24 protein-coding genes are annotated in these 25,746 nt (G+C 76.7%); 16 read left to right on the forward strand and 8 right to left on the reverse strand.

The window, feature by feature from the left end; genetic code table 11:
* Nucleotides 1–60: 60 nt before the first annotated feature.
* The 3 genes from AC3WT4_RS00005 to AC3WT4_RS00015 all read right to left on the reverse strand — a co-directional run bounded on the left by AC3WT4_RS00005 (nt 61) and on the right by AC3WT4_RS00015 (nt 3,535).
* Nucleotides 61–939 (reverse strand): DUF4397 domain-containing protein, encoded by an 879-nt coding sequence (locus AC3WT4_RS00005; protein WP_083384713.1) that lies wholly within the window; start codon nt 937–939, stop codon nt 61–63.
* Between the two features lie 150 nt (nt 940–1,089).
* On the reverse strand, nt 1,090–1,743 hold the full coding sequence (locus tag AC3WT4_RS00010) for a fasciclin domain-containing protein (RefSeq protein WP_492314345.1): 654 nt from the start codon (nt 1,741–1,743) through the stop codon (nt 1,090–1,092).
* A gap of 142 nt (nt 1,744–1,885) precedes the next feature.
* Complete coding sequence (locus AC3WT4_RS00015; RefSeq protein WP_492314346.1) at nt 1,886–3,535, reverse strand: ATP-dependent DNA ligase; 1,650 nt, start codon at nt 3,533–3,535, stop codon at nt 1,886–1,888.
* A 98-nt stretch (nt 3,536–3,633) separates the two neighbouring features.
* Between AC3WT4_RS00015 and AC3WT4_RS00020 the strand changes: the two genes are divergently transcribed.
* The 5 genes from AC3WT4_RS00020 (at nt 3,634) to AC3WT4_RS00040 (ending at nt 9,610) form a co-directional block, all read left to right on the forward strand.
* Complete coding sequence (locus AC3WT4_RS00020) at nt 3,634–3,969, forward strand: ArsR/SmtB family transcription factor (RefSeq protein ID WP_043652840.1); 336 nt, start codon at nt 3,634–3,636, stop codon at nt 3,967–3,969.
* Nucleotides 3,966–4,670 carry a cation efflux transmembrane domain-containing protein gene (locus AC3WT4_RS00025; RefSeq protein ID WP_492314347.1) on the forward strand — a complete coding sequence of 235 codons (705 nt, stop codon included), beginning with the start codon at nt 3,966–3,968 and terminating at the stop codon, nt 4,668–4,670. Before AC3WT4_RS00020 ends, AC3WT4_RS00025 begins: the two co-directional genes overlap by 4 nt.
* 49 nt (nt 4,671–4,719) lie before the next feature.
* Nucleotides 4,720–5,952: an SLC13 family permease gene (locus AC3WT4_RS00030; protein WP_492314348.1), complete on the forward strand. Its 1,233-nt coding sequence runs from the start codon at nt 4,720–4,722 to the stop codon at nt 5,950–5,952.
* A 79-nt stretch (nt 5,953–6,031) separates the two neighbouring features.
* A complete protein-coding gene (locus AC3WT4_RS00035) occupies nt 6,032–7,741 on the forward strand; it encodes an alpha/beta hydrolase (protein WP_492314349.1) in 1,710 nt (569 codons plus the stop codon).
* 102 nt (nt 7,742–7,843) lie between these two features.
* Nucleotides 7,844–9,610, forward strand: coding sequence for a PP2C family protein-serine/threonine phosphatase (locus tag AC3WT4_RS00040; protein ID WP_492314350.1), 1,767 nt, complete (start codon nt 7,844–7,846; stop codon nt 9,608–9,610).
* Nucleotides 9,611–9,632: 22 nt separating this feature from the next.
* On the opposite strand, the gene AC3WT4_RS00045 is transcribed toward AC3WT4_RS00040, so the two are convergent.
* Nucleotides 9,633–10,397, reverse strand: coding sequence for an MOSC domain-containing protein (locus tag AC3WT4_RS00045; RefSeq protein WP_492314351.1), 765 nt, complete (start codon nt 10,395–10,397; stop codon nt 9,633–9,635).
* 11 nt (nt 10,398–10,408) lie between these two features.
* Nucleotides 10,409–10,954, reverse strand: coding sequence for a carboxymuconolactone decarboxylase family protein (locus AC3WT4_RS00050; protein ID WP_074803857.1), 546 nt, complete (start codon nt 10,952–10,954; stop codon nt 10,409–10,411).
* Between the two features lie 129 nt (nt 10,955–11,083).
* Here AC3WT4_RS00050 and AC3WT4_RS00055 point away from each other — a divergent pair, with 129 nt between their 5' ends.
* Together AC3WT4_RS00055 and AC3WT4_RS00060 are read left to right on the forward strand one after the other, a co-directional pair.
* Entirely contained in the window at nt 11,084–11,962 is an 879-nt protein-coding gene (locus AC3WT4_RS00055; RefSeq protein WP_108051144.1) for an AraC family transcriptional regulator, read from the forward strand.
* A 33-nt stretch (nt 11,963–11,995) separates the two neighbouring features.
* Nucleotides 11,996–12,658, forward strand: a complete 663-nt coding sequence (locus tag AC3WT4_RS00060; RefSeq protein ID WP_492314352.1) for a nucleoside/nucleotide kinase family protein — start codon at nt 11,996–11,998, stop codon at nt 12,656–12,658.
* 53 nt (nt 12,659–12,711) lie between these two features.
* Here AC3WT4_RS00060 and AC3WT4_RS00065 read toward each other — a convergent pair whose 3' ends face one another.
* A complete protein-coding gene (locus tag AC3WT4_RS00065) occupies nt 12,712–13,194 on the reverse strand; it encodes a glutathione peroxidase (protein ID WP_492314353.1) in 483 nt (160 codons plus the stop codon).
* Nucleotides 13,195–13,362: 168 nt separating this feature from the next.
* Between AC3WT4_RS00065 and AC3WT4_RS00070 the strand changes: the two genes are divergently transcribed.
* From AC3WT4_RS00070 to AC3WT4_RS00085, 4 genes are all read left to right on the forward strand, one after another.
* On the forward strand, nt 13,363–13,521 hold the full coding sequence (locus tag AC3WT4_RS00070; protein WP_021483806.1) for a hypothetical protein: 159 nt from the start codon (nt 13,363–13,365) through the stop codon (nt 13,519–13,521).
* A gap of 53 nt (nt 13,522–13,574) precedes the next feature.
* Nucleotides 13,575–14,162 carry a DUF6993 domain-containing protein gene (locus AC3WT4_RS00075; protein WP_492314354.1) on the forward strand — a complete coding sequence of 196 codons (588 nt, stop codon included), beginning with the start codon at nt 13,575–13,577 and terminating at the stop codon, nt 14,160–14,162.
* Nucleotides 14,163–14,321: 159 nt separating this feature from the next.
* Complete coding sequence (locus AC3WT4_RS00080; protein ID WP_492314355.1) at nt 14,322–15,107, forward strand: SDR family NAD(P)-dependent oxidoreductase; 786 nt, start codon at nt 14,322–14,324, stop codon at nt 15,105–15,107.
* Between the two features lie 79 nt (nt 15,108–15,186).
* A complete protein-coding gene (locus AC3WT4_RS00085) occupies nt 15,187–15,882 on the forward strand; it encodes a DNA alkylation repair protein (protein WP_074803848.1) in 696 nt (231 codons plus the stop codon).
* Nucleotides 15,883–15,898: 16 nt separating this feature from the next.
* Here AC3WT4_RS00085 and AC3WT4_RS00090 read toward each other — a convergent pair whose 3' ends face one another.
* The gene (locus tag AC3WT4_RS00090; protein ID WP_492314356.1) at nt 15,899–17,623 is read right to left on the reverse strand and encodes an outer membrane protein assembly factor BamB family protein; all 1,725 of its coding nucleotides are present in this window, start codon (nt 17,621–17,623) and stop codon (nt 15,899–15,901) included.
* Nucleotides 17,624–17,646: 23 nt separating this feature from the next.
* A complete protein-coding gene (locus AC3WT4_RS00095) occupies nt 17,647–18,687 on the reverse strand; it encodes a CPBP family intramembrane glutamic endopeptidase (protein ID WP_492314357.1) in 1,041 nt (346 codons plus the stop codon).
* A gap of 109 nt (nt 18,688–18,796) precedes the next feature.
* On the opposite strand from AC3WT4_RS00095, the gene AC3WT4_RS00100 reads away from it, so the two are divergent.
* The 5 genes from AC3WT4_RS00100 to AC3WT4_RS00120 all read left to right on the forward strand — a co-directional run bounded on the left by AC3WT4_RS00100 (nt 18,797) and on the right by AC3WT4_RS00120 (nt 25,700).
* A complete protein-coding gene (locus AC3WT4_RS00100) occupies nt 18,797–19,975 on the forward strand; it encodes a sensor histidine kinase (RefSeq protein WP_492314550.1) in 1,179 nt (392 codons plus the stop codon).
* A complete protein-coding gene (locus AC3WT4_RS00105; RefSeq protein ID WP_108051156.1) occupies nt 19,972–20,646 on the forward strand; it encodes a response regulator in 675 nt (224 codons plus the stop codon). Before AC3WT4_RS00100 ends, AC3WT4_RS00105 begins: the two co-directional genes overlap by 4 nt.
* Nucleotides 20,647–20,767: 121 nt before the next feature.
* Nucleotides 20,768–21,886, forward strand: a complete 1,119-nt coding sequence (locus tag AC3WT4_RS00110; protein WP_492314358.1) for an N-acetylglucosamine kinase — start codon at nt 20,768–20,770, stop codon at nt 21,884–21,886.
* Nucleotides 21,883–22,770 carry a MurR/RpiR family transcriptional regulator gene (locus tag AC3WT4_RS00115; RefSeq protein ID WP_021482220.1) on the forward strand — a complete coding sequence of 296 codons (888 nt, stop codon included), beginning with the start codon at nt 21,883–21,885 and terminating at the stop codon, nt 22,768–22,770. The genes AC3WT4_RS00110 and AC3WT4_RS00115 overlap by 4 nt, the downstream gene beginning before the upstream one ends.
* The gene (locus tag AC3WT4_RS00120; protein ID WP_492314359.1) at nt 22,767–25,700 is read left to right on the forward strand and encodes an FAD-binding and (Fe-S)-binding domain-containing protein; all 2,934 of its coding nucleotides are present in this window, start codon (nt 22,767–22,769) and stop codon (nt 25,698–25,700) included. Before AC3WT4_RS00115 ends, AC3WT4_RS00120 begins: the two co-directional genes overlap by 4 nt.
* Nucleotides 25,701–25,746: the final 46 nt, after the last annotated feature.

A 25,746-nucleotide genomic window follows, 5' to 3' on the forward strand; every position in this document is an offset into this window, starting at 1 on the left:
CCCCCCCCCCCCCCCCCTCCCCCCCCCCCTCCCCCCCGGGACCGGCGGTCGTGCGCTGCGTCATGCCGTCCGGTCGCTCCGGACGGCGTGGGCCGCGTGCTGCTGGCGCCACGCGCGTGCCAGCATGACGGTCGCGGCGACGAGCAGGAGGCCGAACAGGGACGCGCCGAACGCGATGGCCACGCCCGTCGCGGTGCTCGGCGCGTCGGCCGCCGCGAGGCCCGAGAGCCCGGCCGGGACGCCCGACGGCGACGAGTGCAGGCCCTCGACCGTCTGGGTCGCGAGGGCGAGGTTGCCCGCGTCGAGGCTGCCCCACGCGTACGCGATCGTGTTGACGCCCTCGGCGACCGTGAGGTCGGCCGGGCCGAGCACGGGCTCCGTGGTGCCCGCCGCGGCGACGGTCGCCGAGATCGTGCCGGCCGGCAGGTCGAGCACGGCCTCCTTCGGGTTCTCCAGCCCCGTCACGACGGCGGTGCCGCCTGCGAGGACGTCGACCGCGGGCGCCGCAGCGACGTGCCGCACGGTCAGCCGGCCCTGGCCCGCGGCCGTCGGCTTCGTGTCGTTCGTGAAGAGCGTCGCGGTCGGCTGGCCGCCCGCGTCGAGGTGCGCGACGGCGGTGTAGCTCGTGCCGCCCGCGAGCTGGAGGTCGACCGGGCCGATGACCGGGGAGCTCGTGTCCGTGGCGTCGGGCGCGGTGATCGCGACCGTGTACGTCCCGGCGGGGAGGTCGAGCGGGCCGGCGAGGTCGCCGGGCTGGAAGTCGTCGAGCGTGAGCTCGTCGTTCACCCACACGTCCACGGGCGTGTCCGGCACGCCGTGCAGGACGGAGAGCGAGGCGCCGTCGTCGGTGGCGGCCTGGGCCGGGAGCGCGACGGCCCCCAGCGCGACGAGGGTCGCTGCGCCCGCGAGCGCGGCGGTGCGTCGTGCGGTGCGGTGCATGGTGTCCTCCGGTGGTCGAGCCCGGTCCGTCCCGGGCGCTCGATCTGCTGACACCCCCTCTTCCCCCGCAGGTGCGGATCTGGATGCACACGCATCAAAAAAGGTGCCCGGCCCCGCGGGTGCGGGGCCGGGCGCGGGAGGTCGGGCTCGTCAGAGGTTCTGCGGCCGCAGCACCGCGCTGATGCCGTGCGCGATCTGGACGTTGCCCTTGTTGAGGTCGAGCTTGCTCTTCACGAGGAACGGGTCGAGGTCGTCGCGGTCCTGGTCGACGAGGCGGACCAGGGCGAGGCGCTTGCTCAGCACGTCGACCCGGAACGTCGCGCCCTGCGCCGTGGTGAGGACGGCGTCGTCGGACCGCAGCGCGGTGCGGGAGTCGATCGTCGCGCCGGGGACGACGTGGTAGAGCAGGACCTGCTCGATCGCGTCGATGCCGACCGCGCCGGCGAGCGAGGTGAGCACGCGCTCCTCGGTGGGCTGCCAGCGGTGCGTGAGGTCGAGCGCGAGGAGCTGGAACGCCCGGTCGTTCGGCAGGAACGCGGTGAGCGGCACCGTGCCGTCGGCCAGGACCGCCACCGGGCTGTCCGGCTTGGCGGCGAGGACCGCGGCCACGGCCTGGTCGACGATGTCGAAGTCGTACCAGTTGCGGTCGAACGTGTCGCCGTCGGCCGCGAGCACCGAGGCGAGGCTCGTGGTGCCCGACGGCGGCGCCGCCGAGGGGGCGGGTGCCGCGACGGCCGGTGCGGCCGCCGCCGTCAGGGCGAGGAGCGCGGCTCCTGCCGCGGTGAGCGTGCGTCGGAGGTTCATCGTCGAGTCCCTTCGTCGTGCACGGGACGGCGGGAACGCCGTCGGACGCCGGTGCGGCGTCCACCTCTCCTTCACCCGGACCGCCGCCCGCGGATGCACCCACCGCCGGACGGCTCTCCGCCGCGTTCGACGCGCCGTCCGCTCAGCCCTCCGCGTCAGGCCCGTCCGTCGCGCCGCCCCCCAGCGGCCGCGCGAGCGCCCGGACCGTGTCGATCGTGTCGGTCTCGGCGGCCGTCTTGTCGTCGCGGTACCGGACGACGCGCGCGAAGCGCAGCGCGAGCCCGCCGGGGTAGCGGGTCGAGCGCTGGAGGCCGTCGAACGCGATCTCGACGACCTGCTCGGGGCGCACGTGCACGACGTACCCCTCGTCGGAGGTCTGGAGCTCGCGGAAGCGCTGCGTCTGCCACGCGAGCATCTCGTCGGTCATGCCCTTGAACGTCTTGCCGAGCATGACGAACCCGCCCTCGGGGTCGCGCGCGCCGAGCCAGATGTTCGACAGCCACCCGCTGCGCCGGCCCGAGCCCTGCTCGACGGCGAGCACCACGAGGTCGAGCGTGTGCCGCGGCTTGACCTTCACCCACCCGGCGCCGCGCCGCCCGGCCGCGTAGGGCGCGGCGAGCGACTTCACCACGACGCCCTCCTGGCCCTCGGCGACGGCGGCGTCGAAGAACGCGGTCGCCGCCGCGGCGTCGTCGGTCACGAGGCGGCGCACGGCGAGCGGCCCTGCGGTGTCGGTGAGCAGGTCGTCGAGCACGGCGAGCCGGTCGCGCAGCGGCTCGTCCAGCAGGTCGCGGCCGTCGGCGTGGAGCACGTCGAAGAAGAAGGGGGAGAGCTCGAGCGAGGCCGCGAGCTCGGCCTCCTCGGCGGCGGTGCGCTCGCCCTGGGTCGCGGAGCGGGCGGCGGTCTCCTGGAACGGGCGGGGGACGCCGTCGGGCCCGACGACGAGCGCCTCCCCGTCGAGGACGAGCGCCCGGCCGGGGAGCGCCCGCACGGCCGCGACGATCTCGGGGACGCGCTCGGTGATGTCGTCGAGGGAGCGCGTGAAGACGCGCACGTCGTCGCCGTCGCGGTGCACCTGGATGCGGATGCCGTCGAGCTTGACGTCCACGGCGACGGCGGTGCCCGGCGCGTCCTCGCCGCCCGGCGCGGCCCCGAGCTTGTCGAGCGCGGCGCCGACGTCGGGTGCGGACTGCGCGAGCATCGGTCGCACCGGGCGGCCGACGGTGAGCCGGAACGTCCCGAGCGCCTCCGTCGCGGCCTCCGGGCCGCCCGCGGTGAGCGCCGCGCGGGCGACCGGCCCGGTCGCGCCCGCGAGCATGACCGCGCGCCGCACCGCGTCGGCGGGGACGCCCGCCGCCTCGGCGACGGCGTCGACCACCACGGAGTCGAGCGCGCCCTGGCGCAGCTCACCCGAGACGAGCCCGGCGAGGAGCGACTGCTCGCGCGCCGTCGCGGCCCCGAACAGGGCGGCCGCCTCGGCCTGGCGCGCGGTCGACGACCCGGGGCCGGAGAGGTCCGCCATGCGGGCGAACGCGGCGTCGACGTCGGTCAGCGTGAGGCCGGGTTCCTCGGCAGGGGCGGGGAGGTCGCGCAGCGACCGCCACCCGAGCCCGGTGCGGCGCTGGCGCAGCTCGCCCGCGAGGTACGCGACGGCGATCTCCACCTCCGCGCTCCCGGCCTCGGCGTCGTCCGCGACGCGCCGCAGCAGGTCGGCGATGGCCGCGCGCTTGGCGAGGCGCGAGCGCGTAGCGGCGACGGCGTCGGACGTGGCGGCGACCTCGGCGAGCAGCATGCCCCATCCTCGCGCCGACCACCCACGCCCCGCCCGCCGGGCGACCCCCCCGCGGTACATCATTCCGTGAATACACGGGTCCGTGTACTGTCGCACCCATGGTCGAGACGGTCACCCTCACGCACACCGCCGCCCTCGCGCGGCTGGGGCACGCCCTGTCGGACGAGACGCGCGCCCGCGTCCTGCTCGCGCTGCGCGAGGCGCCCGCCTACCCGTCCGACCTCGCCGACGCGCTCGGCGTCTCCCGTCAGGTCATGTCCAACCAGCTCGCGTGCCTGCGCGGGTGCGGGCTCGTCGAGGCGATCCCCGACGGGCGCCGCACCTGGTACCGCCTCGCCGACCCCCACCTCGCGCCCGCGCTCGACGACCTGCTGCGGCTCGTCGTCCAGGTCGACCCGACCTGCTGCGGCCCCGACGGGTGCACGTGCTCATGACCTCCGTCCCCGTCGGCGCACCGCCGTCCGCCCCCGCCCTGACGGCCGCGCGCCGCGCCGTCCTCGAGCGGCGCGTGCGGTGGGTCGTCGCCGCGACGATCGCGTGGAACGTCGTGGAGGCCGTCGTCGCGATCACGGCAGGACGGGTCGCGTCGTCGGCCGCCCTCGTCGGGTTCGGGCTCGACTCGCTCGTCGAGGTCCTCTCGGCTGCCGCGGTCGCCTGGCAGTTCGCGGCGCCCGACCCCCACCGGCGCGAGCGGGCCGCGATGCGCGTCATCGCGGTCTCGTTCCTCGGCCTCGCGGTGTTCGTGTCCGTCGACGCCGTCCGGTCCCTGCTCGGCGCGGCGGAACCCGAGCACTCGGTCGTCGGCATCTGGCTCGCCGCGGTGAGCCTCGCCGTCATGCCGTTCCTGTCGTGGTTCGAGCGCCGCACCGGACGCGAGCTCGGCTCGGCGTCCGCCGTCGCGGACTCGAAGCAGACGCTGCTGTGCACGTACCTGTCGGCGGTCCTGCTCGTCGGGCTCGTCCTCAACGCGACCCTCGGGTGGTCGTGGGCCGACCCGCTCGCCGCGCTCGTCATCGCCGCCGTCGCGGTCAAGGAGGGCATCGAGGCCTGGCGCGGCGACGCGTGCTGCGCCCCGACCGCCGTCGTGCGCGCCGCCCCCACGGACGCCGCCGCCCCGTCCTGCGACTGCTGCTGACCGCGCCCCCGACCGACGAGCGACGCGCGCCGGTCGTACAGTGACCGCCGTGACGACCGAGCCTCCCGCTGATGTCGGTGCTGACTCCGACGCCGCCGCCGGCACGGCTCACCGGCGACGCCGCCGTCGTCTGCCGCCGTGGCTCCTCGCCGCAGTGGTCGTCGTCGCGCTCCCCGCGACGGGGCTGCTCCCCGCGGCGGACGCGCGCGACCTGCTCGTGCGCACCGGGCCGGTCCTCGTGTTCCTCCTCGCCATCACGGTGGTCGCGGAGCTGTGCGCGGGCGCGGGCCTGTTCGACGCCGTCGCCGCCCGGGCGGCGCGGCTCGCCGGGGGCCGTCGGATCGTGCTGTGGGTGCTCGTCGTGCTGCTCGCGACGGCCAGCACCGTGGTGCTGTCGCTCGACACGACGGCGGTGCTCGTCACGCCCGTCGTGCTCGCCCTCGCCCGACGCACGGGCACCAGACCGCTGCCGCTCGCGCTCACCGTGCTCGCGCTCGCCAACACGGCGTCGCTCCTGCTGCCCGTCTCGAACCTCACCAACCTGCTCGCGGCGGACCGGTTCGGCACCGGGTACGTCGGGGTGATGTGGGCGCCGGCGCTCGCGGTGCTCGCCGTGACGGTCGTCGTGCTCCTCGCGCTGCACGGCCGCCACCTGCGCGGGCGGTTCGACCTCGTGGGCCCCGGCCCGACGCCGCCCGACCGGGTGCTCCTGCGCGTCACCGGGGCCGTCGTCGTGCTCCTCGCGGTCGCGTTCGCGCTCGAGCTGCCCGTCGCGCCGACGGCGCTCGCGGGCGCGGCGGTGCTCGCGCTCGCGACGTGGTGGCGGCGCGTGCGCCCGCTCGTGCCGGTGCGCGAGATGCTGCCGTGGCGGTCCGCCGTGGTCGTGGCGGCGCTGTTCGTGGTCGTGGAGACCTGGCACGCGCACGGGCTCGGCGACCTCCTCGCGACCGTCGCGGGCACGGGTGACGGGCCGGGCGACCTGGCGCGGCTCGCCGCGACCGGCGTCGTCGCGGCGAACCTCGTGAACAACCTGCCCGCGTTCCTGGCGCTGCTGCCCGCCGCCGGGGAGAGCGCCGACCGGCTCGCGACGCTCCTCGTCGCGGTGAACGCCGGCCCCCTGATCACACCGTGGGCGTCCCTCGCGACGGTGCTGTGGTGGCAGCAGTACCGCCGCCACACGTTCGGGCAGGAGGCGCCGCCCGCGTGGCACGTGATCCGCCAGGGCCTCGTGCTCGCGCCCCTCGCCGTCGCGGCGGGGGTCGCCGTCGTCGCTCTGCGCTGACCCGGCCGGACCCCGCCCGGGGTCCGGGTGCGGTCCTCGCGGGCCCGTGGTCGGATGGGGAGCGATGACTTCGCGATCGATGACGACACGAACCGTCCGCGCCGCCGCCTCGTCGCTGGCGGCGGTCCTCCTGCTCGGCGGGGTACCCGCCGCGGCCGTCGCGGGCCCGGGGGGTGAGCCCGCCCGCACCGGTGCCGCCACGGCGTCGGCCCGCACCGGACCCGCCCCGACCACGGCCGCCCAGGTCGAGGCCCCCGTGCCCGAGATCGCCTGGGGGCCGTGCGACGGCGACGGCCTCGAGGCGTTCGAGTGCGCGACGGCGCAGGTGCCGACCGACTACGACCGCCCCCACGGCCGCACGACGACCATCGGCCTCACGCGGCTCCCGGCGTCCGACCCCGAGCTGCGGATCGGGAGCCTCTTCACCAACTTCGGCGGCCCCGGCGGGCCGGGCGTCGAGACGCTGCACCTGCTCGGGGGCTCGCTCTTCGACGACGACGTGCTCGCCCGGTTCGACGTCATCGGGTTCGACCCGCGCGCCGTCGGGACGTCCGACCCCGCGACGTGCTTCCGCGACCAGGACCGCGAGAACGCGTTCCTCGCGGGTCTGCCCGCGTTCCCCGTGACCGACCGCGAGGAGGCGCGCTACCTCGGCCAGATGGCGGCGTTCGGGGCGTCGTGCACGCTGTTCTCGGGCGACCGGATCGCCCACGCGTCGACGGCGAACGTCGCGCGCGACATGGACCTGCTGCGCCAGGCCGTGGGCGACGAGCAGCTCAGCTACGTGGGGTACTCCTACGGCACGGTGCTCGGCGCGACCTACGGCGCGCTGTTCCCGGACCGCGTCCGCGCCCTGGTGCTCGACGGCACGATGGACGTCGACGCGTGGTCGGGCGTCGGGTCGCGCGAGCTGATCGGCGCCCGGATCGGGCAGGCCGCCGGCGCGACCGAGACGTTCGGCGAGTTCGCGCGGCTGTGCGCGGAGGCGGGGCCGTCGGCGTGCGCGCTCGCGTCGCTCGGCGACCCGGCCGACGTCGTCGAGGCGACCTACGCCGCGCTCCGCGAGGCGCCGGTCGACGTGCCGCTCCCCGACGGCACGAGCGTGCGCGTCGGGTACCCGGACACGGTGGCGCTCGTCTTCCAGTACCTGTACGAGCCCGTCGCGTGGGGCGACCTCGACCTCACGCTCGCGTCGCTCGCCGTGCTGAGCGGCGCCGTCGAGCCGCCCGCGGCCGCGGACCGGCAGCGCACCCTCGGCGCCCTGCCCTCGCTGGGGGAGCTGCTCCGCCGCGCCGGATTCGCCGAGGACTACGCGTCCGTCGGCGGCGCGCTCGCGAGCCTGTGCGTCGACACGACGACCCCCGGCCGCCCGTGGCAGTACCCCGCGAAGGTCGACGCGCTCGACGCGCAGTACCCGCACTTCGGGCGCTTCCGCGGCTGGGTGGGCGTCCAGTGCGAGTTCGTGCCCGTCGAGGACCGCGACGCGTTCACGGGCCCGTGGGACCAGACGACGGACGCCCCCGTCCTCGTGGTCGGCACCCGGTTCGACCCCGCGACGCCGTACGGGTTCACGCAGCCCTACGCGGACCGCTGGCCCGACGCCCGCGTGCTCACCGTCGAGGGCTGGGGCCACACGATCATCGGCAAGAGCGCGTGCGCGGACGCCGCCGTCGCGCGGTACCTCGTGGACCTCGACGCGACCGACGGCGCGACGTGCGAGCAGGACGTCGTGCCCTTCCAGGGTCCGTCGGTCCCGCTCGGCGAGGCGCTGCGCCTGCCGGTCGTATAAGAGCCGGCGCCCCGGGGGCCGTGCGCGCACGGTCGTGCGTCGTGCGACAGTGTTCCGGGCGTTCGAGCACAGGACGCCCGCCGTCCGACCGTGAGGCGCCCCGTGGCCACCTCGACCTCCCCGTCCGACCCCCCGGCCGCCGCGCTGGCCGAGGCGGAGCGGCTCGCCGTCGCGCTCGAACGCCGGGCGATGTCGGCGAGCGACGTCTCGTTCACCATCGCCGACGCGCGCGCCCCCGGTATGCCGCTGGTCTGGGTCAACCCCGCGTTCACGGCGACGACCGGCTACACCGCGGACGAGGTGCTGGGCACGAACTGCCGGTTCCTCCAGGGCCTGGGCACCGACCGCGAGGCGGTCGCGAGGATCCGCGCCGCGGTCGACGACGGCAGCACGGTGGGCGAGACGCTGCTGAACTATCGCAAGGACGGCACGGCGTTCTGGAACCAGCTCACCATCTCGCCGGTCCACGACGACCACGGGACGCTCACCCACTTCGTCGGCGTCCAGGCAGACGTCACCGCACGGGTCGAGACGGCGAGGTCGCGCGAGGCGGCCCTCGACGCGGCGATCTCCGCGAACCGTCGGCTGACCACGACGACGCGGCTCGTCGAGCGGCTGGGCGAGCTCCTCGACGTCGAGGACGTGCTGGCCGAGGCGGCGCACGCCGTGGCCGAGGTCTTCTCGGGCTGGGCGGTCGTCGTGACGTACCCGGACCGTCGCTCGCGCACCGACGTCGCGTCGCACGACCCGGCGCTCGCCGACGCGGCCCGGCGCCTGTCCCGGACGCCGGGCTGGGCCGACCGGTCGCTCGCGGCGGTCGACGTGCTCGGGGGCGGCGCGCGGTTCGCCCGGCCGTTCGACGTCACGCCCGACCTGGTCTCGCCCCACGCGGACGAGGAGGAGCTCGCGGCGATGCGGGAGCTCGGGCTCGGCTCCGCGATGTCGGTGGGGCTGCGGGCCCGGGGCCGGGTCGTCGGCGTGCTCGCCGTCGTCAGCCCGCAGGCCGGGGCCTTCGGCGACGAGGACGCCGTGATGTTCGAGGACCTCGGGCACCGGATCGGTCTCCTGCTCGACAACGCGCGGCTCTACGAGCGCGAGCGCGACGCCGCGCACACGCTGCAGGAGCGGATGCTGCCCCGCCTCGCCCCGCTCGACGACCTCGACGTCGCCGTGGTCTACCGGCCCGCGGCCGGCGCGTCGGGGGCCGCGGTCGGCGGCGACTGGTTCGAGGCTCTCGAGCTCCCCGACGGCCGCGTGCTCCTCGTGGTGGGCGACGTCGTCGGGCACGACATGCACGCCGCGGCGGCGATGGGCCAGATCCGGTCCGCGCTGCTGACCGTCGCGGCGGACGGCACCGCGCCCGACGGCGTCGTCGCGCGCCTCGACGGGCTCGTGAAGCAGTTCGGCCTCGCCGACGTCGCGACGTGCGTGGTCGCGACCCTCGGGCCGCCGGACGCCGACGGAGGGCGCGAGCTCGTCTACTGCCGGGCCGGCCACCCGTCGCCCCTGCTCCGCACGCCCGACGGCGTCGTGCGGCCGCTCGACGGCGCCCTCACCACGCCGGTCGGGGTCGTCACGCCCGGGCCGGTGGCGGCCGTCCACCTGCACGTACCGGCCGGGAGCACGCTCGTGCTCTACACCGACGGCCTCGTCGAGTCGCGGGCGCGCGGCCAGCGCGAGGGGATCGTCGAGCTCGCGCGGGCCCTCGGCCGCGCCCCGGCGGACGCGGGCGCGGCGGCCACCCGGGACCACCTGCTCGACCAGGCCGGGGATCGCCGCAGCGAGGACGACACGTGCCTGCTCGTCGTCCGCCTCCCGCGCGGGCGCGAGGCCGCGGTGTCCGACGGCGGCGCGACGCCCGGCGCCTGAGCCGCTCGGCGCGGCGCGGGCGTCACGGGCTCTCGGGGGCCGGTCCCCGCAGCCGGGCCCGGTCGTCCTCGGTGGCGCCCCGGAGCCGACGCGCGAGCGTGTCGCGCCAGCGCGCGGGGAGCGTCGGGAGGGCGGCGAGCGCCGCAGCGGCCGCGAGGTCGTCGCGGTCGAGGTTCATCACCCGGTTGACCTCGCGCACCGTGGCGCTCCGGTCCGGCCGGTCGACGACGACCGCGGTCGCGCCCGCGCGCACCGTGCCGGGCGTGAGCACGCGCAGGTACCAGCCCGTGCGACCCGACGCCTGGACCCGGTCCGGGAGGTCGACGAGACCGTGGACCGCCGCGAGCTTGTAGCAGGGGCGGCGCGGCATGCTCACCTGGAGGGTCGTCGTCCCGAGGGCGAGCACGTCGCCGAGCAGCAGGTCGTCCTCGGTGAGCCCGCGCGTCAGGAGGTTCTCCCCGAACGCACCGGGCGGGAGGTCGACGCCGAGCTCGTCGCGCCACGCCGCGTAGTGCTCGACCGGGTAGACGCACACCGCCTTCTCGGGGCCGCCGTGCACGCGCCGGTCGGCCTGGGTGTCGCCCTCGAGCCCTTCCTCCCCGACCGCGACGGGGTCGACGCGCGGCTGCTTGCGGAACGCCGTCGGCACCTCGCGCCCGCGGTGGGCCACCGTGCCCACCCCGCCGGTGCGCACCTCCAGCACGACGGCGCTCCCGCGCCCCGGGGCGGGGGCGCCGGGGGCGCGCGGGTCGGCAGGGTGGGACGGTGCGGCGGGGTGGGACGGCACGGTGGCTCCTCTCAGGCGGCGCGGCGCAGGCCGACGGCGGGGAAGTCGACGGGGACGTCGAGCGCGACGTTGACGTAGTTGGTGAACAGGTTGAGCGCGACGTGCGCGACGACCTCGACCACCTGCTCGTCGGTCCATCCCGCGTCGCGGACCGCCTGGACGTCCTGCGCCGTCACGTGGCCGCGCTCCTCGACGAGGGCGAGCGCGAAGCGGAGCAGCGCCTCGACGCGCGGGTCGGACGCGGTGCCGTCCTGCGCGGCGGCGAGGTCGTCGCGCGCCACGCCGGCCTTGCGCCCGAGCGCGGTGTGGGCGGCGAGGCAGTACTCGCACGCGTTCCGGTTCGCGACGGCGACGGCGATCTGCTCGCCGACCGCGGCGCCGAGCGTGCCGGTGCCGAGGGCGCCGAACGCGCCCCACATGCTCTGGAGGGCGGCGGGCGAGTTCGCGACCGCCCGGAACATCGCCGGGACGCCGCCGAACGCGGCACGGATCTGGTCGAGCCCGTCGGCGACGGGGCCGGTCGCGGACTCGGGGCTGACGAGGGGGACACGGGACACGGGGATCTCCTCCGGGTGCGGGACGCCGGTCCCGGGCGGGGCCGACGTCGTCCAGCCTGGTCGGTCGCGCCGGACGACGGGGAACGAATCGTCCTCGGAACGTGTCCGATCGTCTGGCATCCTGGGGTGATGGCTCCCGTCGACCGGCTCTCGCACCTGCTCGAGCGGTTCCGCGTGCGGACGCACCTCTTCCACACCGGGCCGCTGTGCGGCGTCACGACGTTCGACGCGCGGCCCGGCCGCGGCTTCCTGCACGTGCTCCGGCGCGGCGAGATGGACATGACCCACGTCGGCGCGGACGGCCGGGTCGAGCGCCGCAGCGTCGACCGCCCGAGCCTGCTCTTCTACCCGCGCCCGCTCGACCACGCGTTCCACAACGCGCCCACCGAGGACTCCGACTTCGCGTGCGCGACGCTCGACGTCGAGGGCGGCGCCACGCACCCCCTCGTGCGGACGCTGCCGCCCGTGCTCGTGCTGCCGCTCGACGACGTCGCGGGGCTCGAGCCCGCGCTCGACCTGCTCTTCCGCGAGATCGACGACGTCCGCTGCGGCCGCCGTGTCCTCGCCGACCGGCTCTTCGAGGTCGTGCTCGTGCAGCTCTTCCGGTGGATCCTCGACCACGCCGACGACCTCGCGCTCCCGCCGGGTCTGCTCCCCGGCCTCGCCGACGAGCGCCTCGCGCCCGTGCTCGTCGCGGTCCACGAGGCGCCGGGGGAGTCCTGGACGCTCGCGTCGATGGCGCGTGCGGCGCACCTGTCCCGGAGCGCGTTCGCCGCCCGGTTCACCGCCGTCGTGGGGCAGCCGCCCGGCGACTACGTGACCGGCTGGCGCGTCACCGTCGCGCAGGACCGGCTCCGCGCAGGCGCCTCGGTGAGTCGGACCGCGACCGAGCTCGGGTACGCGACGCCCGCCGCGTTCTCGCGCGCGTTCAGCCATCGCGTCGGCCGCTCCCCGCGCGCGTGGCTGGCCGAGCGCGCGGACCCGGTCGCGCCGCCCGTGGCATCCTGACGCGGTGCGGGTCGAACGATGCGGGCCGAACCGATGCGGGCCGAACCGATGCGGGGAGAGCCGGTGCGCGTCGAGCCGGTGAGCGAGGACGTGCTCGTCGACCGGGTCGTCGAGCGCGTGCTCGCCGTCGGGCGCGAGCGGCCCGGGGCGGTCCGCCTCGTCGTCGACGGACACCCCTCCACGCGGCCCGAGGCGCTCGCCGACCGTCTGGTCGCGCCGCTGCGCGCGGCGGGCCGCCCGGTCGCGCGCGTGCGCGTGCAGGACTTCTGGCGTCCCGCGTCGCTGCGCCTCGAGCGCGGGCGCGAGGACCCCGACGCCCTCCTCGACGAGTGGGTCGACGTGGCCGGGCTCCAGCGTGAGGTGCTCGACGCCGTCGGGCCGGGCGGGTCCGGGCGCTACCTGCCGAGCCTGCGCGACCCCGCGACGAGCCGGTCGACGCGCGCCGCGTACGTCGAGGCCGAGCCGGGCCTCGTCGTCGTGCTCGACGGCGCGCTCTGCCTGGGGCTCGGCCTCGCGCTCGACTTCTCCGTGCACCTCGCCCTGCGCCCCGCGACGCTCGCGCGCCGCACCGCGCCCGACGCGGCGTGGACGCTCGCCGCCTGGGCGCGGTACGCGCAGGAGGTCCGGCCCGAGGACGTGGCGGACGTCGTCGTGCGGGTCGACGACCCGCGGCACCCCGCGCTCGTCGTCCGCTGAGCGGCCGCTGCCCGGGCCGTCCGGGCCGACCGGGGCGGCCGGAGCGGGCGGGGTCAGCGGGGGAGGTGCGTCTCGACGAGCCCGACGATCGCCGGGTCGTCGGGCAGCGTGCGCGGCCGGAACCGGTGCACCTCGCCGCCCGGCAGGACGAGGAACTTCTCGAAGTTCCACGTGACGCGCCCCGCCTTGCCGTCGGCGTCGGGCGTCTTCTTGAGCTCCGTGTACAGCGGGTGCGCGTGACGGCCGTTGACGCGCACGCGGTCCACCACGGGGAACGTCACGCCGTAGGTGAGCGAGCAGAACTCCTGGATCGCCTGGTTGGTGCCGAGCTCCTGGAGGAACTGGTTGCTGGGGAACCCGATGACGGTGAACCCGCGGTCGCGGTACTTGTCCTGCATCGCCTCGAGCGTCGCGTACTGCGGCGCGAGCCCGCAGCGCGACGCGACGTTGACGACCAGCACGACGTCGTCCGCGTGCTCGCGCAGGGTGTGCGCCGTCCCGTCCATGGCGTCGAACGGGATGTCGTACAGGCTCATGGGACCTCCTCGGGCGAGGCGCCGGTGCGTCCGGGCCCGTCCCATCCTCGCACCGCGGGTGTGACGTCGTGCGGAACCCGTCCCGACCCCGGTCGAGCGCGCGCGAGCCTGACCGTGGCGTGCTGAAGTATGTGCGCGATGCCAACAGCTGAGAGAAGGGACGCCTCCATGCGCCCGTGGACCCCGAAGACCGACATGGTGCGCCGGTTGTACGTCGCAGGCCGGGAGGCGACGAGCCCGGCCGAGGCGCTCCGGATGTCCCCGCAGGAGCTCGCGGAGGAGTTCGACCGCTGGCTCGAGGGCGTCCGCGCCGCTCGCGAGCAGTAGGAGCGGGCGGAATCTCGGTGGCCTCCGGCGCCCCGGCGGGACAGACTCGGGACATGACGACGCGGGTGCCGGACGACGGCCCGGACGAGGGCCCGGACACCACCTCGCCCGTGATGCGGGCGGTGGTCGGCGTGGTGGTGGGCATCGCGATCTTCGCGTTCGTCGGCGTGGTGGGGTACTTCGTCGTCGTGACGGTCGGCATCCAGTCGTGGGCCGACCAGCGGGACTCCTCCGCCGAGCGGTCGGTGGCGAGCGCCCCGGCGAGCACCACGGACGGCGCCGAGACCGGGCGGGAGACGACGCTCGACGCGTCGAACGAGGCGTACCGCCAGCGCCAGGGCACCCCCGAGCGCGACGCCGAGGCGGCCCGCTCGGTGCCCGCGGTCCGCGCCGCGCTCGACCCGGTCGCGGACGGCTCGGCGGTCGACGCCGACGAGGTCGCGACGGCGCTCGCCGCCGCGGGGTTCGAGACCGTGCAGGTCGTGGGCACGACGGCGTCCGGCGAGGTCGCGACGACCGTCGGCGTGGGCGTCGCCGTCCCGGGCGGCTGCGTGTTCGGGGGCGTCGCGCCCGACGCCGTGACGCTCGAGGCGGGCGGACCGATCGCGGACGGCGGCTGCCTGGAGATGCCCTCGCACTGAGCCCCTCGCCACCCGGTGCCCCGTGCGCGTGGTGCCGGTGGGGCGCCGGCGGGGTGCCGGGGAGGATGCCGGGCGGGTCGATCTCGCGACCTGCGGCTCTACCTGGGTACGGTCAGCGGGGCGGGCGACGGGGCCCGCACGGCTGACGGAGGATGAGAGATGCGGATCGAGGGCGCGGTCGCGCTGGTGACGGGCGGGGCGTCGGGCCTCGGGCGCGCGACGGCGGAGGGCCTGGTGGCGGCCGGAGCGCGCGTCGTGCTCGCCGACCTCGCGTCGTCCGACGGCGCCGCGGTCGCGGCGGGGCTCGGCGACGCGGCGCGGTTCGTCCCGACGGACGTCACGAGCGAGGACGACGTCGCGCGGGCCCTGGACGCCGCCGACGCCCTCGGCGGGGCGCGCGTCGTCGTGAGCTGTGCCGGGATCGTGCTCGCGCAGCGGGTCCTCGGCCGGTCCGGGGTGCACGCGCTCGACGCGTTCCGCCGCGTCGTCGACGTCAACCTCGTCGGCACGTTCAACGTCGTCCGGCTCGCGGCGGAGCGCATGCTCGCCCTCGACCCGCTCGGTCCCGACGGCCCCGACCCCGAGGGCGAGGAGCGCGGCGTCGTCGTGCAGACGGCGTCGGTCGCGGCCTTCGACGGCCAGGTCGGGCAGGCGGCGTACGCCGCGTCCAAGGCCGGGGTCGCCGGCCTCACGCTCCCGCTCGCGCGCGACCTCGCGCAGCACCGGATCCGCGTCATGACGATCGCGCCCGGGATCTTCCGCACGCCGATGATGGCGTCGCTCCCCGAGGCGGCGCAGGAGTCGCTCGGGGCGCAGGTGCCGCACCCGAGCCGGCTGGGGCGGCCCGAGGAGTACGCGCACCTCGTGCGCGCGATCGTCGAGAACCCGATGCTCAACGGCGAGGTGGTCCGCCTCGACGGTGCCATCCGCATGGCGCCGCGCTGAGCCGCAGGACCGCCGGGGGCACGGGCCGCCCGACGACGACAGGACCCCGGGCACGCGCCCGGAGGAGAGGAGAGGGACGATGCCGCCGTACACGACGGCGACCGACTTCCGGGCCGACCTGCTCGCCCGCGCGACGGCGACCCAGCGCCGCGCGTCCGCGCGGCAGTTCCCGGGCGACGCCACGCTCGCCGGGGTGCGCATGGGCGACGTGTTCGTGCTCGCGAAGAGCGCCCTCGACCTGCCGGTCGACCAGATCGAGCTGCTGCTCGAGGACCGGATCCACGAGGTGCGCGCCGGCGGGTGCTCGATCATGGGCAAGGCGGCGACCGCCCGGCGCGTGACGGTCGAGCGGCACGCGGAGCTCGTCGAGCTCTTCCTGCGCCGGCACGACCGCATCGACACGTGGGACCTCGTGGACCTCACCGCGTCCCAGGTGCTCGGGACGTGGCTGCTCGACCGCCCGCGCGACGTGCTCGACGACCTCGCGCGCGCTCCCGACTGGCCGCGGCGGCGCTCCGCCGTCGTCGCGACGGCGGCGTTCCTGCGGCGCGGCCAGGTCGACGACACGTTCCGGCTGTCCGCCGTGCTGCTCGACGACCCGGAGCCGTACGTCCAGAAGGGCGTCGGCTGGATGCTCCGGCACGCGGGCGACGTCGAGCCCGAGCGGCTGCGGGCGTTCCTCGAGGAGCGTGCCGCCGCGATGCCGCGCGACGTGCTGCGCGCCGCCGTGGAGAAGCTGCCGCCCGCGGAGCGCAAGGAGTGGCTCGCGCGCTGAGCGTCGGTCCGGCGCCTCAGCCCAGGCGCGTCACCGTCGGGTCGTCGCCCAGGTCGAGCCGCAGCAGCCGGCCCTGGACCGCGGCGTACCGGTTGCTGGACGCCGCGTCGCTCCTCCAGCGGGTCTCGCCGTCCCGGAGGTCGAGCGCGACGAGCCGTGTCGTGCTGTGCTCGTCGTCCTCCCACGCCGAGACGGCGAGGAGCGCGCGGGAGCCGTCGGTGAACGCCTGCCCGACGTGCAGCATGCTGGAGGGCACGGCGGGCCCCGCGCCGTCGTCGACCAGCTCGTCGATCGTGCGGGTCCACAGGGTGCGCCCGGTCTCCACGTCGACCCCGACGAGGACCGAACCCATGCCCTGGAGGACGACGGCGACGCCGTCCGCGACGACGTACGCGATCTCGGGGGAGTTCACCTCCGGGTTCTCCCAGCGCGGGCGCCCGGTCGCGTCGTGCGCGACGAGGTCCGTGACCTGGCGCGTGAGCACGAGGTCTCCCGCGGTCCCGTCCGTCGCGGTCGGGACGATCACCTCGCCCTTCGGCTCCCACCGGACGGCGCCGTCCGGCTCGAGCACGGCTGCCGCGCCGGTACCGTCCGGCGCGGCCCAGCCGCGGTCGACCGCGCGCAGGAGCGCACCGTCGGGGAGCTGCGCGACCACGTCGGCGGGCTCGTCCGGGTCGTCGACCCGCGTGCCGTCGGGCGTGAACCGGGCGTCGACGCCGCAGCCCCGTACGGCCACGAGCCCGGCGTGGCGCATGACGGCCCCGCCGCCGAGGTCGGCGTAGGTGGCGTCCTCGGTGACGGCGTACTGGTCGCACCCGCCCTCCTCGGCGACGAAGGGCAGCTCGTGCTCCCAGCGGACGGCCCCGGTCCGGGCGTCCTCCAGCGTGACGACGGCCGCGCGCCCCCCGGACAGGTCGGTGGGCAGGCCCGTCGAGGGGTCGGTCGGCACGGGCGCGGCGGGCGTGTCGCCGACGCGGCGGAAGCGGGCGACGGTGCCGTCCGGCCCGGGCGCCGACCAGCCGCGCGACGCGTCCAGCGTGCGGGTCGTGGCGGTGCCGTCGACGTCGAGCACGGTGACCTGCGGGGCGGGGGCGGCCGTCGCGTCGACCGTCGCGCCGGTCGCCGTCGTGAGCAGCGTCCGGCTCGCGAGCGGCGAGGGGACGTCGTCGGTGACGCACACGAGCGTCTCGTCCGGCACCGGGGCCGTCAGCGCGAGCTCGAGCTCGCCGCCGCAGCGGGACGTGCGCGGCAGGGGAACGGACCACCGGACCGCGCCGGAGTCGAGGTCGTGGGCGACGGCCTCGTCGTCGCGGACGAGCACGAGGAGGCCGGGCAGGGTGGCGAGGGCGCCGGTCGTCTGCGCGTCCGTGGACCAGAGCTCCCGTGGCGTGCTCTCGAGGGGCTCGACGCCCCCGACGGAGCGCCGCAGCGTCTCCAGCGACCCGCGCGACGACGCGGCGTCCACGACCACCATGCCGGCGACGACGAGCCCGACGGCGGTCGCGCCCGCGAGGACCAGGCGCAGGCGCCGACGCCGGGCGCCGCCCGCGCGAGGCGGGCCGCCCCCCGTGGCGCCGGAGCCGGAGCCGGTGCCGGGCGCGCCGTGCGGGGCGGGGCGGTCGTCGGCGTGGTCCGCCGCGGTCGCGTCCGGTCCTGAGCCCGGGTCCGGGTCCGCGTCGCGCGCGACGTCGTCGAGCGCGAACGTGATCCGCGCGTGGTCGGGACGGCGTCGTCGGGGCACGCCCGCATCCTAGGGGAGCCGCCTCAAGGGGTCCCCGAGGGATGGCCGGGCGACGACCCCGCACCCGCGCCGGGCACCCGGCCGCAGAAGGGCTCGAGGACCCGGAGCCCTTCGCGGCGGGAGAACCACACCGTGAGCATCACGGTGGCGCTGCCGAGGAGCGCCAGGTCGACGAGCAGCACGAGCGGCTCGATCGCGCCCTGCTCCATCGACGAGGCGCTGAAGGGTGCGAGGAGGAACAGGAAGAGGTTGTTGGCGACGTGCACGAGCACGGCCAGCTCGAGCCCGCCCGTCTTCCAGACGAGGAACCCGGTGCAGAGCGCGAACGCCGCGATGCCGATCTGGCCCACCCCGTCGTACCCGTGGCCGACGACGAAGAACGGGACCGGCAGGACGATCCCCCACACGGGCGAGCGGAGCCAGGTGCCGAGCATCTGCTGGGGCAGGCCGCGGAACGCGTACTCCTCCGCGGCGCACTGCAGCGGCCCGAGCAGGAGGACGCACCCGAGGCTCACGAGGAGGGCCGGCGTCACGGCGGGGATCGCCAGGTCGGACGGCGGCCGGAGCAGGAACCCGCCCACGGTGACGACGCCGTAGAGCGGCACGACGAGCGGCACCGCGCTGCCGACGAGCCCCCACCGGAACCTCCCGGTCACCGAGTGGATCGTGCCGCGGCGTCGACCGCCCCAGCGCACGCCGAGCACGACGGCGGGCAGCAGGAGCGCGATGAGCCCGAGGCCGATCGCCCAGTCCAACGGGTTGAGCGGGTCGGAGAAGTCGTCGGACGGCGTCGGCAGCCCGGGCCGGTAGGGCACCAGCACGGCGTAGGCGACCGCGACGACGGCGACCGGGGCGAGGAAGGCGAGGTAGACGAGCGCCGTCGCGCCGAACGTGCCGAGCGGGGTCCACCACCGTGCGGGGCGGACGTCGGCGCGCGCCGCCCGGTGGTACGGGAAGGCGGTCGCGGTCGTGCCGTCCGGTGCGGGCCGGGACGCGGGACCGGTGGGCAGCGGGCCGGGGGAGGGCGCCGTCGGGACGGGGCTCTCGTCGAGCGAGGGGTGCATGCCCCGAGCCTGGTCGAGCGGCCCGACGCGGGGTATCGGTCATCGGTCTGATTTCCTGCCCGCACCCTGGGGGGTCGGGCTCCTCGGTGCCTACAGTGCTCCGGTGAGCATGTTCGCGCAGCGCCCGACGTGGCGTCGGGTCCTCCGCGAGACCGGCCTCCTGGCCGCGGTCGCCCTGTCGGGTGCCCTGCTGTTCCTCGGCAACTTCGCCCTCAGCGTCGACACGCCGGGGGCGCAGGACGACCCCGTGCGGTTCGCCGCGCTGCTGTTCCTCGACCTCGCGTTCGGGGTCGCGGCGTGGGTGGTCGTGCTCTGGCGTCGCAGCGCGCCCTTCCTCGTCGCCCTGCTGCTCGCCGTGCTCGCCGCCGTCTCCGCCGCCGCGGTGCCGGCGGCGCTCTTCGCGTTCGGGTCGCTCGCCACCCGCCGCCGGGTGCGCGAGCTGGCGGCGGTCGCGGCGGTCTGGCTCGTCGGCGTCCTGGCGGTGACCGCCCTGGGGATCGACCTGGTCGGCGTCGCGCTGCCGTGGTGGGAGGTCGTGGCCGCGGTCGTCGCGACCGCCGTCGTCCTCGCCGTCGCGCTCGCCGCGGGCCTCGCGGTCGGCGCGCGGCGGGACCTCGTCGCCGCGCTGCACGAGCGGGTCCGGCTGACCGCCGAGGAGCAGCGCCTCGGCGAGGAGCGCGCGCGCCACCAGGAGCGCACGCAGATCGCCCGGGAGATGCACGACGCCCTCGCCCACCGCCTCTCGGTGACCGCGATGCACGCGAGCGTCCTGCGGCACCGGACGGACCTGGGCGCCGCCGACCGGGACGAGGCCGTCGCCGCCCTGCACGACAGCAGCCGCCAGGCGCTCGCGGACCTGCGCGAGCTCCTCACCTACGCACGGGGACCGAGCCGTCCGGACGACGACCAGCCCCAGCCGACCCTGGACCGGCTCGACGAGCTCGTGGCCGAGACGCCGCTCGCGCGGACGGACTGCGCCGTCGACCTCGAGCGCCTGCCCCCGACCGTCAGCCGGCACTCGTTCCGGATCGTGCAGGAGTGCCTCACCAACGCCCGGCGGCACGCGCCCGGCCAGCGTGTCGACGTCGCCATCAGCGGCGCTCCCGGCCGCGAGCTGGCCATCGTGGTGCGCAACCCGCTCACGGGGACGCGGGAGGTCGCGCCCCGACCGGGCTTCGGCATCATCGGGATGCAGGAGCGGGCGCGCGCCGTGGGCGGGTCCGTCAGCGTCCGTCCGGGAGCCGACGAGCACGTGGTGTCGGTGACGATCCCCTGGCCGGCCGCGTGAACCGCCCGTCGTCCGACGTCGTCCGGGTGGTCACCGTGGACGACCAGCCCGAGGTCCGCTCGGCGCTGCGCCTGATGCTCGGCGGCGAGCCCGACATCGCCGTGGTCGGCGAGGCGGTCGACGGGGACCACGCCCGCGACGTCATCGAGGCCTGCCGGCCCGACGTCGTGCTCATGGACCTGCGCATGCCACGCTGCGACGGGCTGGTCGCGACGGCGCGCGAGACCGCGCTCCGGCCGGAGACGGCGATCATCGTCCTGACGACCTTCGACACGGACCACCACGTCGTGCGCGCCCTGCGTGCCGGGGCGTGCGGGTTCCTCCTCAAGGACGCGCCGCCCGAGGAGCTCGCCCACGCCGTCCGGGCGGCGGCCCAGGGCCGGCCCGTCCTCGCGCCGGCGGTCCTGCGCCGGGTGATGACGCTCGCCGCCGAGAACACCCGGCCGCCGGACAGTGCTGCGGTCGACGCCCTCGCGACGCTCTCCCCGCGCGAGCGGGAGATCGCGCACGCGCTCGCCCGGGGGATGTCGAACGCGGAGATCTGCGCGGCGCTGTTCATCTCGCTCGCCACCGTGAAGACGCACGTCAGCCGGGTGATCGCCAAGCTCGGGGTGGAGACGCGGACGCAGGTCGCCGCGCTCGTCCTGCGGAACGACCCGATCCGCGACTGACCGCCGCGGGGGTTCCCGCGGCGCAGCGGGCGGCGTACGGTGAGCGCACGCAACCCCGGACGCCCTGGCAAGAATCTCCCTTTTCGGGCAGTGCCGTGAAAGTTTGTGCCACACTGGTCCGGTGAGCAGTAGCACGCCCGGGGGGCCGTGGGTCGTCGGGCTCGACGTCGGGGGCTCGGGGAGCCGCCTCCTCGCCCGCCGCCTGCGCGACGCGACGCGTCCCGGGGAGGGTGCGGACGACGTCGTCCTGTCCGGCCGGCCGGTCGCGATCGGGCCCACCGGGAGCGACGCCGCGGACGTCGTGCGCGACCTCCTCGACCGGCTCCGCGCCGCGGTCCCCGCCCTCGCCGCGGACGGCGTCGCCGCGGCCGCGGTCGGGGCGACCGGCCTCGCGTCCCTCGTGCGCGACCCCGCCGAGCTGCACGCCGCGCTGCGCACGGGCCTCCCTCCCGCCGAGGGCGTCGCGACCGACGATGACCCGTCCGCCCGGCCCGGGCCGCGCACCGCCGTCGCGGCCGACGCGCTCACCGCGCACCTCGGCGCGCTGTCGGGCCGTCCCGGCGCCGTCGTGGCGGTCGGGACCGGGGCGATCGCGCTCGGCACCGACCTGCGGACCGTGTGGCACCGCGTCGACGGGTGGGGCCACCTGCTCGGCGACCTGGGCTCCGGGTCGTGGGTCGGCGCGGAGGGGCTGCGCGCCGCGGTCGCCGCGCACGACGGCCGCGACTCCGGCGGCTCGACGGCGCTGCTCGCCGCGGCGGTCGCGCGGTTCGGCCCGGTGCCGTCGTGGCCCGGGCAGCTCTACACGCGCCCCGACCGGGCCCAGGTGCTCGCGTCGTTCACGCCCGACGTCGCGGCCGCGGCCCGCGCCGACGACCCCGTCGCGCGGCAGGTCCTCGCGGGCGCCGGGACCCACCTCGCGACGACGCTCGCCGCCGCGCTCGTCGACGGCGTCCCGCCGCTCGCCGCCGCGACCGGCGGGGTGCTGGGGATCGGCCCGCTCCTCACCGACGCGTTCCGGGCGCGGCTCGCCGTGCTGCGCCCCCACGTCGAGCTCGTCGACCCCGCGGGCACGCCGCTCGACGGCGCGCTCCACCTCGCCGCGCGCCTCGCGGCCGAGCCGGGCTCCGTCGTCGGGCACGGGCCGTGGCTCACGCTCGGCGACCCCGCCGCGCCGCCCGGTACCACCGCGCCACCGACCGCCCCGCAGGACCCGACCACCGCCGAGGAGACCCCATGACTGCCGACGGCCTCGTCCGCATCCGCCAGGCCCTGCCCAGCCTGCGGCCCGCCGAGGCGCGCATCGCCGAGGCCGTGCTCGCCGACCCGGCGGCCGTCGTGGGCAAGACGATCACGGAGCTCGCCGCGCTCGTCGGGACGTCGCAGGCGACGGTCGTGCGGTTCTGCCGCGCGGTCGGGTACGCCGGGTACCCGGAGTTCCGCATCGACCTCGCGCAGGCGACGAGCCGCCGCGCCGTCGAGCAGGAGCGCGCGAACGTCGCGCACGGCGAGATCGACCCGGACGACACGCTGCACGACGTCGTGACGAAGATCGCGTTCCACGAGGCGCGCACCATCGAGGAGACGGCGCGCATGCTCGACCTCGACGCGCTGGAGCAGGTCACCGCCGCGGTCGCGCAGGCGACGCGGATCGACCTGTTCGGCGTCGGGTCGAGCGGGCTCACGGCGCAGGACCTCGCGCAGAAGCTCCAGCGCATCGGGCTGCTGTGCTTCGCGTCGCCGGACCCGCACGTCCAGCTCCAGTCCGCGGCGCTCCTGGCCGAGGGCGCCGTCGCGGTCGGCGTCTCGCACTCCGGGCTCACGGTCGAGACGAACGACGCCCTGCGCATCGCGCGCGACCGCGGCGCGACGACCGTCGCCGTGACGAACTTCCCCGAGTCGCCGCTCGTCGAGCACGCGGACCTCGTGCTGACGACGACGGCGCGCGAGACGCAGTTCCGGTCCGGCGCCCTGTCGAGCCGCATCGCGCAGCTCGCGCTCGTCGACTTCCTGTTCGTGCGCGTCGCGCAGCGCCTGTACGACCGCACGACCGCGAACCTGCGCGCGACGTACGAGGCCGTGCAGCCCCACCGTCTCGGCTACGACCGCCGGACGCGCCCGTGACCGCCGTCGGGACGCCCGGCCTCGAGCTGCGCACGGACCTCCTCACGCGCGTCGCGCAGGCGCACGACGCGTCGCACTACCTCCTGCGGCCCGAGGTCGTCGTGCGTGCGCACGACCGCGAGGGCGTCGTCGCCGCGATGCGCGAGGCGACCCGCCGCGGGCTGCCGGTGACGTTCCGGTCCGGCGGCACGAGCCTGTCCGGGCAGGCGTCGGGCGCGGGCGTGCTCGTCGACACGCGCACGCGGTTCACGCGCGTCGAGGTGCTCGACGGCGGCGAGCGCGTGCGCTGCGAGCCCGGTGCGACGCTGCGGCTCGTCAACGCGCACCTGCTGCGGCACGGGCGCCGGCTCGGCCCGGACCCGGCGAGCGAGATCGCGTGCACGATCGGCGGGGTCGTGGCGAACAACTCGTCGGGCATGTCGTCGGGGACGGCGCGGACCGCGTACCGGACGGTCGAGGCGATGACGGTCGTGCTCGCGAGCGGGACGGTCGTCGACACGGGCGCGCCCGACGCCGACGCGCGCCTGCGCGCGGCCGAGCCCGCGCTCCACCGCGGGCTCGCGGAGCTGCGCGACCGCGTGCGGGGCAGCGCCGCGATGCGCGCGGAGATCGAGCGCCAGTTCGCGATGAAGAACACGATGGGCTACTCCGTCAACGCGTTCCTCGACCACGACGAGCCCGTGAAGATCCTCGAGCACCTGCTCGTCGGGAGCGAGGGCACGCTCGGGTGGGTCGCCGACGTGACGTTCCGGACGGTGCCGCTCCTCGCGCACGCGGCGACGACCCTCCTCGTGCTCGACTCGCTGGAGCACGCGACGGACGCGCTCGTGCCGCTCGTCGCGTCGGGCGCGGAGGCGATCGAGCTGCTCGACGCGGCGTCGCTCCGCGTCGCCGCGGCGGACCCGGCCGCCGACCCCTCGATGCGCTCGCTGGCCTCCGGGGCGGGCATCCACCGGCAGACCGCGCTCCTCGTCGAGTACCGCGCGGCGACCCCCGACGCTCTCGCGCCCTTCCAGGCGGCGGCGCGCGACGTGGTCGGCTCGCTCGCGGGATCCCTCGCCGTGCCCGCCACGGTGACGACCGACGCCGCGACGCGCGAGCGCCTGTGGCGCGTGCGCAAGGGCCTGTACACCGCCGTCGCGGGCGCGCGGCCCGCGGGCAGCACCGCGCTGCTCGAGGACGTGGCCGTCCCCGTCGCCGACCTCACCGCGACGGTGCGCGACCTCGGCGCGCTCTTCGAGCGCCGGGGCTACGGCGACGCGGTGACGTTCGGGCACGCCAAGGACGGCAACCTGCACTTCATGATCACGCCGCGCCTCGGCGACCGCGCCGAGCTCGACCGGTACGCGGCGTTCAGCGACGACCTCGTCGACCTCGTGCTCGGGCACGGCGGCACGCTCAAGGCCGAGCACGGCACCGGCCGCATCATGGCGCCGTTCGTGCGGCGCCAGTACGGCGACGAGCTCTACGCCGTCATGCGCGAGGTCAAGCGGCTGCTCGACCCGCACGGTCTGCTCAACCCGGGCGTCGTGCTCACCGACGACGACCACGAGCACCTGCGGAACCTCAAGGTCGAGTCGTCGGCGGGCGGGGACGACGCGGCGCTCGTCGACCGCTGCGTCGAGTGCGGGTACTGCGAGCCGGGCTGCCCCTCGCGCACCGTGACGACCACGCCGCGCCAGCGCATCGCGCTGCTCAAGGAGATGGCCGCCGCGCCGCCCGCCGAGCGGCGCGAGCTCGAGCGGCAGTACGCCTACCAGGGCGTCGCGACGTGCGCCGCGGACTCGCTGTGCGTCGAGGCGTGCCCCGTGGGCATCGACACGGGCGTCGTCATGAAGGGCCACCGCGCGCGGTCGCAGCCGCGGCTCGTGCAGCGCGGGGGAGCGGCCGCCGCCGAGCACTGGGGGACCGTCGTCACGGGTCTGCGCGCCGCGCTCGGTGTCGTCGAGGCGCTCCCGACGCCGCTCGTGCGCGTCGCGTCCGAGGTCGCCCGCGGGGTCGTCGGGACGGACGTCGTGCCGCGCGTCGACGCGGACCTTCCCGGCCCGGGGCCCCGCCGCGGGACCACGGCCGTCGTGCCCGACGGCGGCACCACCTCTGCGCGCGCGGTGCTGTTCGCGTCGTGCATGGGCGAGCTCTTCGCGCCCGCCGAGGCCGGCCTGCCCGGGGGCGCGTGCGGCGGGGACGGCGCGCGCCGCCCGGTCGGGGCCGAGGCCGCCTTCCAGGCGCTGTGCGAGCGGGCGGGCGTCGGGCTCGTGGTCCCCGACGGGATCGGCGGGCTGTGCTGTGGCACCCCGTGGTCGTCCAAGGGCCTGCCCGACGGCGCGGCCGCCATGGCCCGCAAGGTCGTGGACGCGCTGTGGGTCGCGACGCACGAGGGCGAGCTGCCGGTCGTGTGCGACGCGTCGAGCTGCACGCACGGCCTCGCCGAGACGGCGCGCCACCTCACCGGGACGGACCCGCGCGACGAGAGGGCGCGCGACCGGTTCGCCCGCCTGCGGGTCGTCGACTCCGTGACGTTCGTGCGCACCGACGTGCTGCCCGGCCTCGCGGCGCGCGGGGTCGACGTCGCGCGGGCGGGGGACGTCGTCGTGCACCCGACGTGCGCGACCGTGCACCTGGGCGCCGTGGACGACCTGCGGGCCGTGGCGGAGGTCGTCGCGGAGCGCGCCACCGTGCCGACGGCCTGGGGCTGCTGCGGGTTCGCGGGCGACCGGGGGATGCTGCACCCCGAGCTCACCGCGGGCGCGACGCGCGCCGAGGCGGACGAGGTCGCGCACCGCGCCGGCACGCTGCCCGAGGGCCGCTTCGACGCGTACGTGTCGAGCAACAGGACGTGCGAGATGGGCATGTCCCGCGCCACGGGCGAGGACTACGTCCACGTGCTCGAGCTCCTCGAGGCGGCCACGCGCCCCGGCGCGGAGGCCTGACCCGGGCCGGGTGCCGTACGGCGCGCGGTCGACGCGGACGGGGAGG

Source organism: Cellulosimicrobium sp. EB106-03-01-XG111, from assembly GCF_058792115.1.

Excerpts from the sequence above, each read along its gene's own strand:
- AC3WT4_RS00005 (WP_083384713.1), bottom strand. The coding sequence starts at position 939 with ATGCACCGCACCGCACGACGCACCGCCGCGCTCGCGGGCGCAGCGACC.
- AC3WT4_RS00010 (WP_492314345.1), bottom strand. The coding sequence starts at position 1,743 with ATGAACCTCCGACGCACGCTCACCGCGGCAGGAGCCGCGCTCCTCGCC.
- AC3WT4_RS00015 (WP_492314346.1), bottom strand. The coding sequence starts at position 3,535 with ATGCTGCTCGCCGAGGTCGCCGCCACGTCCGACGCCGTCGCCGCTACG.
- AC3WT4_RS00020 (WP_043652840.1), top strand. The coding sequence starts at position 3,634 with ATGGTCGAGACGGTCACCCTCACGCACACCGCCGCCCTCGCGCGGCTG.
- AC3WT4_RS00025 (WP_492314347.1), top strand. The coding sequence starts at position 3,966 with ATGACCTCCGTCCCCGTCGGCGCACCGCCGTCCGCCCCCGCCCTGACG.
- AC3WT4_RS00035 (WP_492314349.1), top strand. The coding sequence starts at position 6,032 with ATGACGACACGAACCGTCCGCGCCGCCGCCTCGTCGCTGGCGGCGGTC.
- AC3WT4_RS00055 (WP_108051144.1), top strand. The coding sequence starts at position 11,084 with ATGGCTCCCGTCGACCGGCTCTCGCACCTGCTCGAGCGGTTCCGCGTG.
- AC3WT4_RS00060 (WP_492314352.1), top strand. The coding sequence starts at position 11,996 with ATGCGGGCCGAACCGATGCGGGGAGAGCCGGTGCGCGTCGAGCCGGTG.
- AC3WT4_RS00065 (WP_492314353.1), bottom strand. The coding sequence starts at position 13,194 with ATGAGCCTGTACGACATCCCGTTCGACGCCATGGACGGGACGGCGCAC.
- AC3WT4_RS00070 (WP_021483806.1), top strand. The coding sequence starts at position 13,363 with ATGCGCCCGTGGACCCCGAAGACCGACATGGTGCGCCGGTTGTACGTC.
- AC3WT4_RS00075 (WP_492314354.1), top strand. The coding sequence starts at position 13,575 with ATGACGACGCGGGTGCCGGACGACGGCCCGGACGAGGGCCCGGACACC.
- AC3WT4_RS00080 (WP_492314355.1), top strand. The coding sequence starts at position 14,322 with ATGCGGATCGAGGGCGCGGTCGCGCTGGTGACGGGCGGGGCGTCGGGC.
- AC3WT4_RS00085 (WP_074803848.1), top strand. The coding sequence starts at position 15,187 with ATGCCGCCGTACACGACGGCGACCGACTTCCGGGCCGACCTGCTCGCC.
- AC3WT4_RS00095 (WP_492314357.1), bottom strand. The coding sequence starts at position 18,687 with ATGCACCCCTCGCTCGACGAGAGCCCCGTCCCGACGGCGCCCTCCCCC.
- AC3WT4_RS00100 (WP_492314550.1), top strand. The coding sequence starts at position 18,797 with ATGTTCGCGCAGCGCCCGACGTGGCGTCGGGTCCTCCGCGAGACCGGC.
- AC3WT4_RS00115 (WP_021482220.1), top strand. The coding sequence starts at position 21,883 with ATGACTGCCGACGGCCTCGTCCGCATCCGCCAGGCCCTGCCCAGCCTG.